The 15,545-nt window shown below is 68.9% G+C and carries 13 protein-coding genes; 10 read left to right on the top strand and 3 right to left on the bottom strand.

The window, feature by feature from the left end; translation table 11 throughout:
• The 6 genes from bcsE to HNP48_RS14095 all read left to right on the top strand — a co-directional run bounded on the left by bcsE (position 1) and on the right by HNP48_RS14095 (position 8,287).
• Positions 1–1,836: a cellulose biosynthesis protein BcsE gene (gene bcsE, locus HNP48_RS14120; RefSeq protein ID WP_184857920.1), complete on the top strand. Its 1,836-nt coding sequence runs from the start codon at positions 1–3 to the stop codon at positions 1,834–1,836.
• Positions 1,833–2,006 carry a hypothetical protein gene (locus HNP48_RS14115; RefSeq protein ID WP_184857918.1) on the top strand — a complete coding sequence of 58 codons (174 nt, stop codon included), beginning with the start codon at positions 1,833–1,835 and terminating at the stop codon, positions 2,004–2,006. Before bcsE ends, HNP48_RS14115 begins: the two co-directional genes overlap by 4 nt.
• Positions 2,007–2,031: 25 nt before the next feature.
• Positions 2,032–2,820 (top strand): cellulose biosynthesis protein BcsQ, encoded by a 789-nt coding sequence (bcsQ, locus tag HNP48_RS14110; protein WP_184857916.1) that lies wholly within the window; start codon positions 2,032–2,034, stop codon positions 2,818–2,820.
• Positions 2,817–5,327, top strand: coding sequence for a UDP-forming cellulose synthase catalytic subunit (bcsA, locus tag HNP48_RS14105; protein ID WP_184857914.1), 2,511 nt, complete (start codon positions 2,817–2,819; stop codon positions 5,325–5,327). The genes bcsQ and bcsA overlap by 4 nt, the downstream gene beginning before the upstream one ends.
• On the top strand, positions 5,324–6,892 hold the full coding sequence (gene bcsG / locus HNP48_RS14100) for a cellulose biosynthesis protein BcsG (RefSeq protein WP_184857912.1): 1,569 nt from the start codon (positions 5,324–5,326) through the stop codon (positions 6,890–6,892). The genes bcsA and bcsG overlap by 4 nt, the downstream gene beginning before the upstream one ends.
• 162 nt (positions 6,893–7,054) lie before the next feature.
• The gene (locus HNP48_RS14095; RefSeq protein ID WP_184857910.1) at positions 7,055–8,287 is read left to right on the top strand and encodes a multidrug effflux MFS transporter; all 1,233 of its coding nucleotides are present in this window, start codon (positions 7,055–7,057) and stop codon (positions 8,285–8,287) included.
• A gap of 15 nt (positions 8,288–8,302) precedes the next feature.
• Here HNP48_RS14095 and HNP48_RS14090 read toward each other — a convergent pair whose 3' ends face one another.
• Together HNP48_RS14090 and HNP48_RS14085 are read right to left on the bottom strand one after the other, a co-directional pair.
• Entirely contained in the window at positions 8,303–9,781 is a 1,479-nt protein-coding gene (locus tag HNP48_RS14090; RefSeq protein WP_184857908.1) for a GGDEF domain-containing protein, read from the bottom strand.
• A 136-nt stretch (positions 9,782–9,917) separates the two neighbouring features.
• On the bottom strand, positions 9,918–11,852 hold the full coding sequence (locus tag HNP48_RS14085) for a DEAD/DEAH box helicase (protein WP_184857906.1): 1,935 nt from the start codon (positions 11,850–11,852) through the stop codon (positions 9,918–9,920).
• Between HNP48_RS14085 and HNP48_RS35200 the strand changes: the two genes are divergently transcribed.
• Complete coding sequence (locus HNP48_RS35200; RefSeq protein WP_221480216.1) at positions 11,851–12,030, top strand: hypothetical protein; 180 nt, start codon at positions 11,851–11,853, stop codon at positions 12,028–12,030. The genes HNP48_RS14085 and HNP48_RS35200 overlap by 2 nt on opposite strands.
• A gap of 118 nt (positions 12,031–12,148) precedes the next feature.
• On the opposite strand, the gene orn is transcribed toward HNP48_RS35200, so the two are convergent.
• Positions 12,149–12,727 carry an oligoribonuclease gene (orn, locus tag HNP48_RS14080; protein ID WP_184857904.1) on the bottom strand — a complete coding sequence of 193 codons (579 nt, stop codon included), beginning with the start codon at positions 12,725–12,727 and terminating at the stop codon, positions 12,149–12,151.
• A gap of 38 nt (positions 12,728–12,765) precedes the next feature.
• Here orn and HNP48_RS14075 point away from each other — a divergent pair, with 38 nt between their 5' ends.
• The 3 genes from HNP48_RS14075 to rsgA are packed head-to-tail and all read left to right on the top strand — an operon-like array spanning position 12,766 to position 15,401.
• Complete coding sequence (locus HNP48_RS14075) at positions 12,766–14,079, top strand: M48 family metallopeptidase (protein WP_184857902.1); 1,314 nt, start codon at positions 12,766–12,768, stop codon at positions 14,077–14,079.
• A complete protein-coding gene (locus tag HNP48_RS14070; protein WP_260420233.1) occupies positions 14,076–14,435 on the top strand; it encodes a 4a-hydroxytetrahydrobiopterin dehydratase in 360 nt (119 codons plus the stop codon). The genes HNP48_RS14075 and HNP48_RS14070 overlap by 4 nt, the downstream gene beginning before the upstream one ends.
• 21 nt (positions 14,436–14,456) lie before the next feature.
• Positions 14,457–15,401 carry a ribosome small subunit-dependent GTPase A gene (rsgA, locus tag HNP48_RS14065; protein WP_184857900.1) on the top strand — a complete coding sequence of 315 codons (945 nt, stop codon included), beginning with the start codon at positions 14,457–14,459 and terminating at the stop codon, positions 15,399–15,401.
• Positions 15,402–15,545: the final 144 nt, after the last annotated feature.

Here is a 15,545-nt window from a genome sequence, read left to right as displayed (position 1 = left end):
ATGTCTTCCGCCCTCTCTTCCCCACGCAAGACGGCACCGCCCCCCGGGCTGCTGCGCTCCGCCGCGCGCTGGCTGTGGCCTGCGCTGCGCAAGGACACGGCCGCCAGCGCTACGCCCACGCGCATCGGCATCGAAGGCCTGCCCGATGGCGTGGGCCTGCTGCCCCCGCATGTCCCGGTGTCCCTGGTGGCGGCCGATGACCGCAGCGCCGCGCTGTGGTTCCCGGCCCTGATCGAGGATGCCGTCGCCGCCGGCCCGGTGGCCCTGGTCGCATCGAGCGCGCCGTGGGCCGACGCGCTGCTGCAGCGCCCCGCGCTGCAGGCCGCCTACCGCGCCGGGCGCCTGCAGCTGTGGCTGCTGGCACCGGGCCTGCAGGCCGAGGTGCGCCGCCACGGCCTTCCCCCGCTGCTGGAAGAACTCGAACGCACCGGCCTGCAGCCCGGGCACGCGCTGTACGTCTGCGATGCGCAGGGCCTGCTCAGCGGCCTGAGCGTGGCCGAACTCGCGCGCGTGAGCCGCCAGCTCAGCGCCCTGTGCCGTGAACGCCTGCGCCCGGTGGTGCTCGGCTTCTTCCCGCCGCTGGAACCCGAGGTGCTGCTGCCCGCGCTGCGCAACCTGTGCCAGATGTCCATGCACATCGCCACGCTGCGCGCCGAGGCCGACCGCTGGAGCCTGGGCCTGGAGCGCTGGAACACGGACGCCGGCGCCCTGTTCCAGACCGCCTTCGGCCTGCTGCACGATGGCGCCACGGACCGCCTGGCGGCCGACGGCACGCGCACCCGCGGTGCCGTGCGCGAGCTGGTCGAGGCCGTGGACCAGTCGGAGGTGATCGCCACGCGCGCCTCGGTCGACGGCCAGCGCGGCGTGCCCGGCCACTGGCGCATCGTCGACAGCCTGGCCGACCTGGAAGTGGCGGCCGCCGCCAGCGTGGCCGCGACGGTGCTGATCGATGCGGGCCAGGCCTCGGACTTCGAATCGCGCGCGCGCCTGGTGCACCAGCTGCGCCTGTCGCGCCCGCGCACGCTCAAGATCGTGGTGCGCGAGAACCTGGGCAAGCTGCGCACGCACAGCGAGCAGGCCCTGCTGCAACTGGGCGCGAGCACCGTGGTCTACAAGGAGGTGGGCTTCTCGCGCCTGCTGCAGCTGCTGCAGGACATCAACGCCCAGAGCCACACCCGCAAGGTGCACCCCGACTACGAGCAGGCGCTGGACAGCTTCATGCCCGCGCGCGAGCGCGGCTACCAGCCGCCCGCGCAGTTCTGTGCCCTGGTGCGCGGCATGCTGGACCGCACCCGCGGCATCGGCCTGTCGCACAGCCTGGTGCGCCTGAACGTGCTGGCGCAGATCCCGCACCTCGATGCGCTGCGCGCCTGCCACACTGCGCGCGACGGCGACCTGCTCACGGCCGACCATGAAGGCGTCTACGTCTTCCTGTTCGCCTGCCGCGAGCCCGACGTCGAGCTGGCGCTCCACCGCCTGTTCACCCTGCCCCTGACCCAGCTGTTCGCCAGCGAAGCCACGGACAGCACGGACACCGGCATCCGCGCCATGCTGGCGCCGCTGCAGGAGTCGCTGCGCAAGGGCCTGCCGGACTACAGCGCCGCCCTCGCAAACACCCCCCGGCCCGCCGCTGCCGCGCCTGCACCGCAGGCCGCGCCGGCGGCCAGCCCCGCCCCGGCGGGCATGCCGGTCCTGCCGCCGGCATCCGGCCTGGCGCCCGAGGCCGCCGGCAGCGAGCCCCGCGCGCTGCAACCCATGGCCGGCGGGCCGGGCGTGCAGCACCGGCCCATTGCGCGGCGTGCCGTGCCGCGCCCTTCACCGAGGTCGATGGCATGAAGTTCCTGATCGAGTTGTTGTTCTACATCGTGCTGGGCGCCCTGCTGGCCTGGCCCTGCTGGCTGCTGCTGCGCCGCGTGCGGCACGCGCACCGGCCGCTGCGCTGCGTGCAGCCCTACCGCCCCGCACTGCCACCCGCGGGTACAGCGACCCCGCCGCCTGCGCCATGAGCCACCGAATGAAGAGAGACCCTGCATGCGTGTGATTGCCGTCGTATCGCCGCTCGGCGGATCGGGGCGCACCACCCTGACCGCCCACCTGGCCACGCTCCTGGCGCGCCAGGGCCAGCCCTGCCTGGCGGTGGAGCTGAGCGCCCAGAACCTGCTGGCCAGGCACCTCGGGATGCAGGAGCCCAGCGCCCTGGGCTGGGCGCCCCTGGCGGCGGCCGGCCGGTGGTGGGCCGATGCCGCTTTCGAGAACACCGAGGGCGTGGGCGTGCTGCCCTATGGCAAGGCGCCACCCGAGGCGGCCGATGCCCTGCACCGGCAACTGCAGGTGCAGCCGCGCTGGCTGCAGGACCAGCTGGAGCTGCTGGACGTGCCCGAGGCCTGCACCGTGGTGCTGGACACGCCGGCCTGGCCGTCCCCGCTGGCGCAGGCCGCACTGCGCTGCGCCGATGCCGTGCTGGTGACCCTGGAAGCCTCGGCCCGTGCCTGCGCCGACCCCGCCGCCGTGCAGGCCATGCTGGCCGAGGCGGCAGCGGCGCCGGCCGACCAGGGCGTGCTGGTGACGCGCTTCGACCCGCGCCGGGTCTCGCACCGCGATGCCCTGCAGGCGCTGCGCGCGCAATGGGGCGAGCGGCTGATCCCCTACACGCTGCACGAAGACGAGAACATCCCGCGGGCCCTGGCGCGCGCGATGTGCGTGGGCAGCTTCGCACCCCAGGCGCAGTCCGCCCGCGACCTGCAGGGGGTGTGCAACTGGCTCACCGGCCCCCGCCTGGCACCGCCCTCGATGCTGGCCACCGGAGCAGGCCGGCCATGACCGAACCGTCCGCCCCCGGCCTGGCCCGGCCCGCCGACACCCCCGTGGCACGGAACGCCCGCACCTGGCTGCGCCTGGCGCTGGCCTGGCTTGCACGCCAGCTCGAAGTGGCGCCCGGCGCACCCTGGTGGATGTGGCTGTGGCGCTGTGTGGTGCTGCCCGCCACGCCCGACCGCGCCCTGCTGCCCTGGCTGCTGCGGCCGGTGCAGGCGCTGTTCGCCGCCCTTGGCTGGGCCCTGCGCTGGGGCTGGAAGGGCCTGTCGCTGGCGCTCTTCGCCGCGTTCTGGCCGGTGCGGCTGTTCCTGCGCGCCATGGACCGGGTGGCCACCCACGTCAACGTGGCCAAGGGCATGCGCCTGGCCGACCAGGTGCTGTCGCCCGCCATGGAGATCCCGGGCCTGCGCTGGGTGGTGCTGGCCGTGGGCATGCTGGCCGGCCTGGTGGTGATGACCACGCCCTTCAACTGGTTCGGGCAGACCCTGTTCATGCTGCTGTGCTGGAGCCTGTCGCTGGTGCTGCGCCGCCTGCCGGGGCGCTACCCCTCGCTGGCGCTGGCAGCCATCAGCCTGCTGGCCATGGGCCGCTACGCCTGGTGGCGCCTGACCTCGTCGATCGAGTTCGACACGGTCATCGAGTCCTTCCTGGGCTATGGCCTGCTGGCCGCCGAGGCCTACACCTGGCTGGTGGTGGTGCTGGGCTTCATCCAGACCGCCTGGCCGCTGCAGCGCCGCCCCGCCGCGCTGCAGGGCGTGCCGGCCTCCTGGCCCACGGTGGACGTGTACATCCCCACCTACAACGAGCCGCTGAGCGTGGTGCGCACCACGGTGCTGGCCGCCATGGCGCTGGACTGGCCCGAGGACAAGGTCAAGGTCTTCATCCTGGACGACGGCCGGCGCGAGGAATTCCGCGCCTTTGCCGAGTCCATGGGCGTGGGCTACATCGTGCGCCCCGACAACAACCACGCCAAGGCCGGCAACCTGAACCACGCCCTGACCAAGACCGACGGGGAACTGGTCGCCATCTTCGACTGCGACCACATCCCCACGCGCTCCTTCCTGACCACGGCCGTGGGCTGGTTCCAGCGCGACCCGAAGTGCGCCATGCTGCAGACGCCGCACCACTTCTTCTCGCCCGACCCGTTCGAGCGCAACCTGGGCACCTTCCGCCGCGTGCCCAACGAGGGCGCGCTGTTCTACGGCCTGATCCAGGACGGCAACGACTTCTGGAACGCCACCTTCTTCTGCGGCTCCTGCGCGGTGATACGCCGCGGCCCGCTGCTGGAGGTGGGCGGCATCGCCGTGGAGACGGTGACCGAGGATGCGCACACGGCCCTGAAGCTGCACCGGCGCGGCTACACCACGGCCTACATCAACGAGACGCAGGCCGCGGGCCTGGCCACCGAGAGCCTGTCGGCCCACGTGGGCCAGCGCATCCGCTGGGCGCGCGGCATGGCGCAGATCTTCCGCGTGGACAACCCCTTCCTGGGCAAGGGCCTCACGCTGTGGCAGCGCATCTGCTACGCCAATGCCATGGTGCACTTCTTCTTCGGGTTGCCGCGGCTGGTGTTCCTCACCGCGCCCATGGCCTTCCTGTTCTTCGAGTGGCACATCATCAACGCCGGCGCCATCATGATCGCGCTGTACGTGCTGCCCTACATCCTGCAGTCCAACATCGCCAACGCCCACGTACAGGGTGAGCACCGCCACACCTTCTGGGCCGAGGTCTACGAGACCGTGCTGGCCTGGTACGTGGCCCTGCCCACCACGGTGGCGCTGATCAACCCGCGCCTGGGCAAGTTCAACGTCACGGCCAAGGGCGGGCTGGTGGAGCAGCCGTACTTCGACTGGGTGATCTCGCGCCCCTACACGGTGCTGGTGCTGCTGAACTTCGCGGCCTTTGCCATGGGCATCGGGCGCCTGTTCTTCTGGAACACCGACGAGACCGCCACCGTGCTGCTGAACCTCTTGTGGACCACCTACAGCATCCTGATGCTGGGCGCCGCGCTGGGCGTGGCCTCCGAGGCGCGCCAGGTGCGCCGCATGCACCGCGTGGCGACCCAGCTGCAGGCCACGCTGTACCTCGATGACGGCAGCGTGCTGCAGGCGCAGTGCATCGACTTCTCCATGACGGGCCTGGGCCTGCAACTGGCGGACGGCGCGCCGCTGGCCGTGGGCGACCGGGTCCAGGTGGGCCTGTGGCGCGGCGATACCGAGTGCACCTTCCCCGCCACCATCATGCTGCACCGGGGCCAGGGCGCCACGGGCCTGCAATTCGACCCCATGACCCGCGAACAACAGATCGACCTGGTGCAATGCACCTTTGCGCGCCCCGATACCTGGCGCGAGTGGAACGACAGCCACGACACCGACCGCCCCCTGCACGGCCTGCAGGAGATCGCCCAGCTCGGTGTGCTGGGCTACCGCAAGTTCTGGGAGTCGCTGGTGGAGGCCACCCGGGCCCGCTGGTCCCGGGGCCGCAAGCGCGCACCGCAAGGGCTGCGCGCATGAGCTACTGGAACCTGTATTTCCTGGTCAAGGTGGGCCTGTATTTCACGGGCTACATCGGCTTCAACTGGTGGCTGAACCTGCTGCTGTGGCTGGCCCTGCTGCCGCCCATCGGGCACCGGCTGGCGCGGCGCACGCGCGCCGTGCTGGCCTGGCCCGCTGCCATCGCGCTGCTGTACTACGACTCCTACCTGCCCACGCTGGAGCGGGTGCTGTCCCAGCTCAAGGCCCTGGCGGGCTTCAGCGCCGACTACTGGCTGGAGCTGGCCGGGCGCCTGGTGAGCCCCGTCGCCCTGGTGGTCGCGATTGCCGGCCTGTTCCTGTACGCGGCGCTGGCGCGGCGCGTGCGCTTTGCCACCTTTGCGCTGGCCGGCATCCTGAGCGTGCCGCTGGTCGCCGCGATCCAGGAGCGCAAGGCCGAGGAGAACGCCGCCGGCACCCTGGCCAGCCAGGGCGATGGCAGCCAGGCGGCCGATGCCGCGGACCCCGACGCCCTGCTGCAGAAGTTCTACACGGCCGAAGCACAAAAGCGCCTGCAGTTCACCCCGGCGGCGGGCGGCACGCCGCCGTTCGACATCATCCTGCTGCATGTGTGCTCGCTGTCCTGGGACGATATGGAGTTCGTCGGCCAGCGCAACCACCCGCTGCTGCAGCGCTTTGACGCGCTGTTCACCAACTTCAACAGCGCGGCCAGCTACAGCGGCCCGGCCTCGCTGCGCGTGCTGCACGGCTCCTGCGGGCAGACACCGCACAAGAAGCTCTACGAAGGCATCGATCCGCAGTGCTACGTGTTCCCCAACCTGGAGAAGCTGGGCTACCAGACCGCGGGCCTGCTCAACCACGACGGCGTGTACGAGGAGTTCGCCCACACGCTGGAGCAGCGCGGGGGCCTGGCCGGCAAGCTGCAGCGCAACCAGGATGCGCCGGTGCACATGCAGAACTTCGACGGCTCGCCGATCTACAACGACCATGCCCTGCTGTCGCAGTGGTGGAAGAAGCGCAGCGCCCAGGGCGGCGCGCCCGTGGCCCTGTACTACAACACCATCTCGCTGCACGACGGCAACCGCGTGCCGGGCATGAGCTCGCGCAGCAGCCTCGACACCTACAAGCCGCGCCTGGTGCAGCTGATGGCCGACTTCGACAAGTTCATCACGGAGCTGGAGAGCGCCGGCCGCCCGGTGGTGGTGATGCTGGTGCCCGAGCATGGCGCCTCGCTGCGCGGCGACAAGATCCAGATCTCGGGCATGCGCGAGATCCCGGGCCCGCGCATCACGCTGGTGCCGGCTGCCGTGAAGCTGGTGGGCATGAAGAAGGCCCCCGATGCCGCACCCACGGCCCCGGTGGTGGTGAACCAGCCCATGAGTTACCTGGGCCTGTTCACGCTGCTGGGGGACCTGATGGCCGACAACCCGTTTGCACCCACGGCACGTCCACTGGCAGAGCGCCTGCAGGCGCCCGAGACCACGCCCTTCGTCTCGGAAAATGCCGACGTGCTCGTGGTACGCAACCCGGCCGGCAAGTACCTGATGAAGTCGGGCAATGGCGAGTGGATCCCCTACAGCTATTGAGACGCGCAAGTAGCCCCATGTTGGTGCAAGGATTGCACCGGCGCGGCACCTGAACGGGTGGGTTCCCGCATAATGCAGTGAGGCGCACCGGCCTGCCCGGTGCGCTCTTTTCTTTGAGCCCCGCGCGGCGCCCTCCCCCACGAACCCGGTCCCCTTCTTCGCATGCACCCACAAGCCCACTTGCTCTGGAAAGCGCCCCGCTGGGCCTTGGCGGTGCTGCTGGCGGTGCTGGGCATGCTGGGGCCGTTCTCCATCGACACCTACATCCCGGCCTTCTCGGGCATCGCGGCCGCCCTGGGGGCGACGCCGGTGCAGATGCAGCAGACGCTGTCGGCCTACCTGTTCGGCTTTGCCTTCATGAGCCTGTTCCATGGGGCCCTGGCCGACAGCTTCGGCCGCCGGCCCGTGATCCTCTGGGGCATTGCGGTCTTCACGCTGGCCTCGGCCGGCTGCGCGCTGTCGCAGACCATCGGACAGCTGGTGTTCTTCCGCGCGCTGCAGGGCCTGTCCACGGGCGCCGGCATCGTGGTCTCGCGCGCGGTGATCCGCGACATGTTCCCGCCCGCCCAGGCGCAGAAGGTGATGAGCCAGGTCACGATCTACTTCGGCGTGGCGCCGGCCATCGCGCCCATCGTGGGCGGCTGGCTGTTCGTGCACACCGGCTGGCACAGCATCTTCTGGTTCCTGACCCTGGTGGGCGTGGCGCTGTGGACCACCAACTACCGCCTGCTGCCCGAGACGCTGCACCTGGACCAGCGCCAGCCCTTCAACATGCGCCACCTGGTGCGCGGCTATGTGCAGCTGGGCTCCAGCGCGCGCTTCGTGCTGCTGGCACTGGCCAGCGGCGTGCCCTTCAACGGCATGTTCCTGTACGTGCTGTCGGCACCGGCCTTCCTCGGCGACCACCTGGGCCTGGCGCCCACGCAGTTCTTCTGGTTCTTCGTCCTCACCATCTCGGGCATCATGGGCGGCGCCTGGCTCAGCGGGCGCCTGGCCGGCCGCATCCCGCCCAAGCGCCAGATCCGCCACGGCTTTCTGATCATGTTCACGGTGGCCGTGCTCAACCTGGTGGCCAACCTGCTGTTCCCACCCCATGCCGCATGGGCGCTGCTGCCGATTGCCGTGTTCGCTTTCGGCTGGGCGCTGATGGTGCCCGTGGTGACGCTGCTGGTGCTGGACCTGCACCCCGAGCGCCGCGGCATGGCCTCGTCCATGCAGGCCTTCGTAGGCTCCACGGCCAACGGCCTGGTGGCCGGCGTGATCGCGCCACTGGTGATGCACTCCACCCTGTGGCTGGCCCTGTCCTCGCTGCTGATGATGGGCGTCGGCCTGGTGGCCTGGGTCTACCTGCACCACCGCTGGCCCGACATCGGGCGCAACGCCGTCAATCTCTGAGGCAGGCCCCGGGCCTCAGCCCGGGAACGTCGGCAACTGCCGGCGGTCATGGCCCGATTGCTGGTAGTAGCGGTTCTTCTCCGCGTACATGGCCTGGTCGGCGCGGTTGATCGCGGCCTCCACGCCGTCGCCGGACTGGCAGCTGGCGATGCCCATGGCCAGGCTCAGGTGCTGGCCAGGGTAGAACTGGTTGTTCAGCTCCAGCATGGAGATGATGCGCTCCTGCAGTGCCAGGGCGCCGCGTTCATCGGTGCCGGGCAAGAGCACGGTGAACTCGTCGCCGCCGATGCGCGCCGCGCAGGCGGGCGCATCCACGGCCTTGGCCAGCACTTCGCCGACCCGGCGCAGCATGGAGTCGCCGGCCGCATGGCCCTGCTCGTCGTTGACGGCCTTGAGGCCGTTGAGGTCGATGGCGATGACCGACAGCGGCCAGGGTCCCTTGCGTGTGAGGCGGTTGAGTTCCTCGGCATAGAACGCGCGGTTGCGCAGCTGGGTCAGCACGTCGTGCTTGCCCAGGTATTCGAGGTAGGCCTCGGCCTTCTTGCGCGCGGTGATATCCACCAGCGACAGCAGCACCAGGCCCCAGTCGTGCCGGTGGCTGTCGAGCACCGCGAACTGCATGTGGATGTTCACCGCATCGCCCGAGAGCGAATAGTTGGTCACCTCGCGCTGCTGGAAGGTCTTGCCGTCCCACAGGTCCTGCAACTGCTCGGCAAAGGATTCGTGCATCTCGCCACGGAACACGCGGCCGATGTTGTTGAGCAGCATTTCCTTGCTGGAGGCGCCGAACATGCGCAGGGTCTGCTGGTTCACGTCGATGACGCGGATCTCCTGCATGCAGCGGCCCACGAAGTCAGGGTGCACCTTGAGGAAGGTCTTGAAGTCCCCAATGCCCTGGGCGCGCACGCCGTCGAGCAGGTTCTTGACGGCGCTGAAGTCCTCGACCCACAGCGACACGGGCGAATGCTCGAACAGGTCGCGCGCGTACTGTTCGCTGCGCTGGATGCGGCGCGCGTCGTTGAACTGCGCGGTGTTGTCTTCCAGCGAGACCAGCACGCGGCTCCAGTCGTGCTCGTGGCCCGGCAGGATGCGTGCACGCACCTGGACATCCAGGCGCCGGCCATCGAGCGCGTAGTTCACAGTCTGGTTGGCGAACTCCAGTTGCCCATCCCACAGCTGCGCCAGCTCGTGCGAGGCCGTGTCGTGCCGGTCATCGCGAAAGACCTTGTCGAGGTTGGCGACCAGGTGCTCCAGGCTGTCGGCGGCAAACAGCTCCAGCGTGCGGCGGTTGACCTGCAGCACGCGCAGGGCGGCGCTGCACTGGCGCAGGCGCACCCGGTCCTGCGCCAGGTGGGCACGGATGTCGGTCACCCCTTCCGCGCGCCAGCCGTCGAACAGCTGCTTGAGCGCGCTGAAGTCCTCCAACCACAAGGACACGGGCGCCAGCTCGAACATGTGCTCGTAATCGGCCCCCGAGGATAGAGATGACACCACGACAAATTCCTCCGTGGGCAATTATTGACGACACGGCCGCAGAAAACGGGCCCGGCGTGGCAGTGCGACGCAAAAAAGGGCTGGCACCTTGCGGTGCCAGCCCTTCATGGGCCCTTCAGAGCGAGGGTCCGTGCGATCAGCGCGCAGGGCGGGCAGGACGCTTGCGGGCGTCGTGGGCCACAAAGGGCTTGCCGCCACCACCAGCGCCTGCAGGCTTGGAGAACGCGGGCTTGCGCGGAGCGAAGTCGCCACGCGGTGCGCCGGCATCGCCGCGCGGGGCGAAGCGGCCCTGGCCGCTGTCACCGAAACCGGCCTTGCGGCCATAGCCCTCGGCATCGCGGCGGGGTGCGCCGCCGCCAAAGCCACGGTCTTCACGGGGCGCGCCGTAGCCGCCACCGCCGTTGCCGCCTTGGTAACCACCGTCACGGCCGCCAGAGAAGCCGCCGCGGTTGTCGTTGCCACGGCCGGCAAAGCCGCCGCCGAAGCCACCACCGAAACCGCCACGGTCGCCACCGCGGTCGTTGCCACCAAAGCCGCCACGGCCGCCGTTGTTGCCACCGAAACGGCGGTCACGCGAGGCGTTGTCGTACGAACGGCCGCCACGGCCACCGAAGTCGCCGCGGGGCGCCTGGGGGGCGCGCTGCGTGGGCTCCAGGCCGGGGACCACTTCCGACTTGAATTGCTGGCGGCTGTAGCTCTCGATGTCGTAGATCTTGCGGCGGTCGCGGAACTCGGCAAAGGTCACGGCCAGGCCATCGCGGCCGGCACGGCCGGTGCGGCCGATGCGGTGGGTGTAGTCCTCGGCCTTCATGGGCAGGCCGAAGTTGAACACGTGGGTGATGGTGGGCACGTCGATGCCGCGCGCCGCCACATCGGTCGCCACCAGGATCTGCACCTGGCCGTTGCGCAGTGCCATCAGGCGGCGGTTGCGCAGGCCCTGGCTCAGGGCACCGTGCAGGGCCACGGCCGAGAAGCCGTCCTGCTGCAGGTCGTTGGCCAGGCCGTCGCACTCCACCTGGGTGCTGGCGAACACGATGGCCTGGTTGATCGAGGTGTCACGCAGCCAGTGGTCCAGCAGCTTGCGCTTGTGCTGGGCATTGTCGGCCCAGTACAGCACCTGCTTGATGTTGGAGTGTTTCTCTTGCGGGGAATCGATGGTCACCTTCTGCACCGACGAGCCGCCGTCGTGCATCACGCGCATGGCCAGTTGCTGGATGCGCGGCGCGAAGGTGGCGCTGAACATCATGGTCTGCTTGCGCTGGCTGGTCAGCTGGTTCAGCTCGGCCAGGTCGTCCGAGAAGCCCAGGTCGAGCATGCGGTCGGCCTCGTCGACGACCAGGAACTGCACCTTGTCGAGCTTGATCTGCATGGAGCGCTGCAGGTCCAGCAGGCGGCCGGGCGTGGCGACCACGAGGTCGGCGTTCTGCAGCTTGGCGATCTGCAGCTGGTAGGGCATGCCGCCCACCACGTTGGCCACGCGCAGGCCACGGCAGTGCTTGACCAGGTCGATGGCGTCGTGCGCCACCTGCTGGGCCAGCTCGCGCGTGGGGCACAGCACCAGGGCGCCCGGCGTGGCGGCCTTGAAGTTGCGGGGGTTGGTGGGGTCCTTGCGCTTGGTGCGCTTGGGGGCGGGCTCGCCGCGCTCGGCCGCTTCGGCCACGGCGCGTTCGAAGGCGGCGCGCTCTTCGGCTTCGGCAGCGGCCTGCTGCTTGATCAGGGTGTGCAGCACGGGCAGCAGGAAGGCGGCGGTCTTGCCGCTGCCGGTCTGGCTCGACACCATCAGGTCGATGAAGCGGGTGGAGTCCTGGTCGCCGCTGCCCATGGCCAGGGGGACGGCCTTGCGCTGCACCTGGGTGGGCTGGGTGTAGCCCAGATCGGCCACGGCGCGCACGAGCTCAGGGGCCAGGCCCAGCTCGATGAAGCCGTTGGGCTCAGCGGTCACTTCGGCATCGCCTTCAACGGCGGCAGCAGCCACCACGGCGTCCAGAGGGGAAGGCTGCACGGAAACGTCGGCAGCAAAGGAGGTATCGGCAGGCGCGAATTCGCCCTGCACCAAGGAGGTGTCGGTCATGAATTTTTCTCTCACGAAGACGGTCACGGGCGCTGCCCGTGATTGGCTTCGTCAAATGGTTAAAAAACATCAACCATCAAACGAAACCTGCGCCGGCACCAGAGGCCAGGGCGGGTGGGCGTTATGCGCCAGTCCTGCACTGTCGCAAGGACAGTCGGCTGGCAAGCCCGGTGTGTGAGGGGAGATGCACAATCTGCGAGGGCACTGTTCCCGCGCAGCCAGCGATTATGGCACGAATAAGGGTTTCCCCGCAATACCCGAGACGGGTGCCGGGTATGCGGGAAGCCTGGGGCCATTCAGACCGAGAGCAGGTGCTGGCGGTAGTGCGCCAGCTCGTCGATGGACTCATGCACATCGGCCAGTGCCGTGTGCTTTTGCGCCTTCTTGAAGCTGGTATAGGCCTCGGGCTTCCAGCGCTTGGCCAGCTCCTTCAAGGTGCTGACGTCGACGTTGCGGTAGTGGAAGAACTTTTCGAGCTTGGGCATGTAGCGCACCAGGAAGCGCCGGTCCTGGCCGATGCTGTTGCCGCACATGGGCGCCGTGCCCTTGGGCACGTACTGGGACAGGAAGGCGATGATCTGCGCTTCAGCCTCTTCTTCGGTGATGGTGGAGGCCTTGACCTTGTCGATCAGCCCGCTGCGGCCATGCGTGCCCTTGTTCCAGGCGTCCATGCCATTGAGCAGTGCATCGGACTGGTGGATGGCGAACACCGGGCCTTCGACGCGGGGTTCCAGGCTCGGGCCGGTCACGACCACGGCGATCTCCAGCAGGCGGTCGGTGTCGGGCTCCAGGCCGGTCATTTCGCAGTCAAGCCAGACCAGGTTCTGGTCCGACTTGGCAAGCTTTTCGGGGATGGGGGTGTTGGCTTCTGACATGGCCGGCATTGTCTCCTATCCCCTAAACTCCCCTGTACATGCCGAATACCAACGATTTTTCCCCCTCGATGCTGCTCACGCTGGCCTTTGCCGCGGCCCTGGTCATCGGCCTGGCGCTGAAGTTCTGGCTGGCCAGCCGGCAGATCCGCCATGTGGCGCGCCACCGTGCCAGCGTGCCACCCGCCTTTGCCGAGCGCATTCCCCTGGCCGCACACCAGAAGGCCGCCGACTACACCATCACCAAGGCCCGCCTGGGCATGCTGGGGATGGCGCTGGGTGCCGCCGTGCTCATGGGCTGGACCCTGCTCGGTGGCCTGGACGCACTGAACCAGGCCCTGCTGTCCCTGCTGGGCGGCGGCATGTGGCAGCAACTGGCGCTGCTGGCCGCCTTTGCCGCCATCAGCGGGCTCATCGACCTGCCGCTGTCGCTCTACCAGACCTTCGTGGTGGAAGAGCGTTTTGGCTTCAACAAGATGACCTGGCGCCTGTGGCTGGCCGACGCGCTCAAGGGCCTGCTGGTGGGCGCCGCCATCGGCCTGCCCATCGTGGCCCTGATCCTGTGGATCATGGGCGCCACCGGCCCCCTGTGGTGGCTGTGGGCCTGGTGCTTCTGGATGGGTTTCAACCTGCTGCTGATGGTCATCTACCCGACCTTCATCGCACCCTTGTTCAACAAGTTCCAGCCCTTGGAAGACGAATCGCTCAAGGAGCGCGTGACGGCCCTCATGCAGCGCTGCGGCTTCTCGGCCAAGGGCCTGTTCGTGATGGACGGCAGCCGCCGCAGCGCGCACGCCAACGCCTACTTCACGGGCTTCGGCGCGGCCAAGCGCGTGGTGTTCTTCGACACCCTGCTGCGCCAGTTGGCGCCGGGCGAGGTCGAGGCCGTACTGGCCCACGAGCTGGGCCATTTCAAGCACCGCCACATCGTGCAGCGCATCGTGGCCATGTTCGCCATGAGCCTGGTGGGTTTCGCGCTGCTGGGCTGGCTGTCCAACCAGGTCTGGTTCTACACCGGCCTGGGCGTGCGGCCCAACATCTCGCTCGACCCGGCCACGGCGGCGGCGCCCAACGATGCGCTGGCCCTGCTGCTCTTCATGCTGGCCGTGCCGGTGTTCACCTTCTTCATCTCGCCGGTGTTCGCACGGCAATCGCGCCGCCATGAGTTCCAGGCCGATGCCTACGCCGTGGCCCAGGCCAGCGGCGCCGACCTGTCCTCGGCACTGCTCAAGCTGTACGAGGACAATGCCTCCACGCTGACACCCGACCCGGTCTACGTCGCGTTCTACTACTCGCACCCGCCCGCCACCGAACGGCTGGCGCGCATGCACACCAGCCCTGCCCCCAGCCTATGACCGCCACCCTTGCCACCACCTCCATGCTCCCGAAGAAGGACTGGTCCACCACCCGGCGCCGCGCGCTGACCGCGACCGAGGTCGTGACCCAGCTGGCCCAGCTCGACGGCTGGAGCCTGGCGGGTGACGGGGCCGATGTGGCGATCGAAAAGACTTTTCGCTTCGCGAACTACCACGAGACCATGGCCTTCGTGAACGCGGTCGCCTATGTGGCCCATGTGCAGGACCACCACCCCGACCTGTCGGTGCACTACGGCCGCTGCGTGGTGCGCCTGAACACGCACGACGTGAAGGGCATCTCGCTCACCGACTTCGAGTGCGCCAAGCGCTTCGATGCGCTGCTCACCGCAGGATGACGATGATGATGCGAGCACACCATGGCTGAGCGCAGCGCCCTGATGGAAGGCACGGTGGTGTCCAGCCACGGCCGCCACAGCGTGGTGGAGACACCCGATGGCGAGCGCCGCATCTGCCACCCCCGCGGCAAGAAGAACCAGGCCGTGGTGGGCGACCAGGTGCTCTGGCAAGCCCCCCCTCCCGGCCAGGGCGAAGAAGGCACGATCGAGAAGATCCAGGAGCGGCGCAACCTGTTCTACCGCCAGGACGAGATCCGCACCAAGTCCTTCGCCGCCAACCTGGACCAGGTGCTGATCCTGATCGCGGCCGAGCCCGTGTTCTCCGAAAGCCAGCTCTCACGCGCCCTGATCGCGGCCGAGGCGGCGCAGATCACCCCCATCATCGCCCTCAACAAGAGCGATCTGGTCGAGCCCTTCGCGCGCGCCTGGGAGCGCCTGGTGCCCTACCGCCACATGGGCGGCGGGCAGCACTACGGCGTGCTGCCACTGTCGCTGCGCCTGTCGAGCGAGGTGGACCGCGCCCTGCTCATGCAGCACCTGGCCGGCAAGACCACGCTGGTGCTGGGCCCCTCGGGCTCGGGCAAGAGCACGCTGATCAACCTGCTGGTGCCTGGCGCCACCGTGCTCACGGGCGAGATCTCCCAGGCCCTGAACTCGGGCAAGCACACCACCACCAGCACGCACTGGTACTGGATGGACAAGGAGCGCACCACGGCGCTGATCGATTCACCAGGTTTCCAGGAGTTCGGCCTGCACCACATCGCGCCCATGCAACTGGCAGCGTGCATGCCGGACATCGCGGCGCATGCCACGGATTGCAAGTTCTACAACTGCACGCACCTGCATGAGCCGGGGTGCGGGGTGATCGAGGCGTTGAAGCGGAGTCCTCTGGAGGATGGGATCAGTGAGAGCAGGTACCGGATTTATGGGGATCTGTTTGCTGAGTTGAGCCATACGCGGTATTGAGGTTTCCTCGGCTTCTTTGGCTATGGTTGCTTCTGTTGCTTGCCAAGGACGGAGGCCGGGATGTGCGCCCGGCGGCGCACCTACCTTCTTTTGCTTCGTCAAAAGAAGGTAGGCCAAGAAAAGACGACCCCGCTGCCCGTGTCC

Source organism: Acidovorax soli, from assembly GCF_014207955.1.
Lineage (GTDB): Bacteria > Pseudomonadota > Gammaproteobacteria > Burkholderiales > Burkholderiaceae_C > Acidovorax > Acidovorax soli_A.
Note: the sequence above shows the minus strand (reverse complement) of the source record. Positions and strands in the feature narration are given on the sequence as shown.

Coding starts and splice junctions, on each gene's coding strand:
- bcsE (WP_184857920.1), top strand. CDS start 1: ATGTCTTCCGCCCTCTCTTCCCCACGCAAGACGGCACCGCCCCCCGGG.
- HNP48_RS14115 (WP_184857918.1), top strand. CDS start 1,833: ATGAAGTTCCTGATCGAGTTGTTGTTCTACATCGTGCTGGGCGCCCTG.
- bcsQ (WP_184857916.1), top strand. CDS start 2,032: ATGCGTGTGATTGCCGTCGTATCGCCGCTCGGCGGATCGGGGCGCACC.
- bcsA (WP_184857914.1), top strand. CDS start 2,817: ATGACCGAACCGTCCGCCCCCGGCCTGGCCCGGCCCGCCGACACCCCC.
- bcsG (WP_184857912.1), top strand. CDS start 5,324: ATGAGCTACTGGAACCTGTATTTCCTGGTCAAGGTGGGCCTGTATTTC.
- HNP48_RS14095 (WP_184857910.1), top strand. CDS start 7,055: ATGCACCCACAAGCCCACTTGCTCTGGAAAGCGCCCCGCTGGGCCTTG.
- HNP48_RS35200 (WP_221480216.1), top strand. CDS start 11,851: ATGAATTTTTCTCTCACGAAGACGGTCACGGGCGCTGCCCGTGATTGG.
- HNP48_RS14085 (WP_184857906.1), bottom strand. CDS start 11,852: ATGACCGACACCTCCTTGGTGCAGGGCGAATTCGCGCCTGCCGATACC.
- orn (WP_184857904.1), bottom strand. CDS start 12,727: ATGTCAGAAGCCAACACCCCCATCCCCGAAAAGCTTGCCAAGTCGGAC.
- HNP48_RS14075 (WP_184857902.1), top strand. CDS start 12,766: ATGCCGAATACCAACGATTTTTCCCCCTCGATGCTGCTCACGCTGGCC.
- HNP48_RS14070 (WP_260420233.1), top strand. CDS start 14,076: ATGACCGCCACCCTTGCCACCACCTCCATGCTCCCGAAGAAGGACTGG.
- rsgA (WP_184857900.1), top strand. CDS start 14,457: ATGGCTGAGCGCAGCGCCCTGATGGAAGGCACGGTGGTGTCCAGCCAC.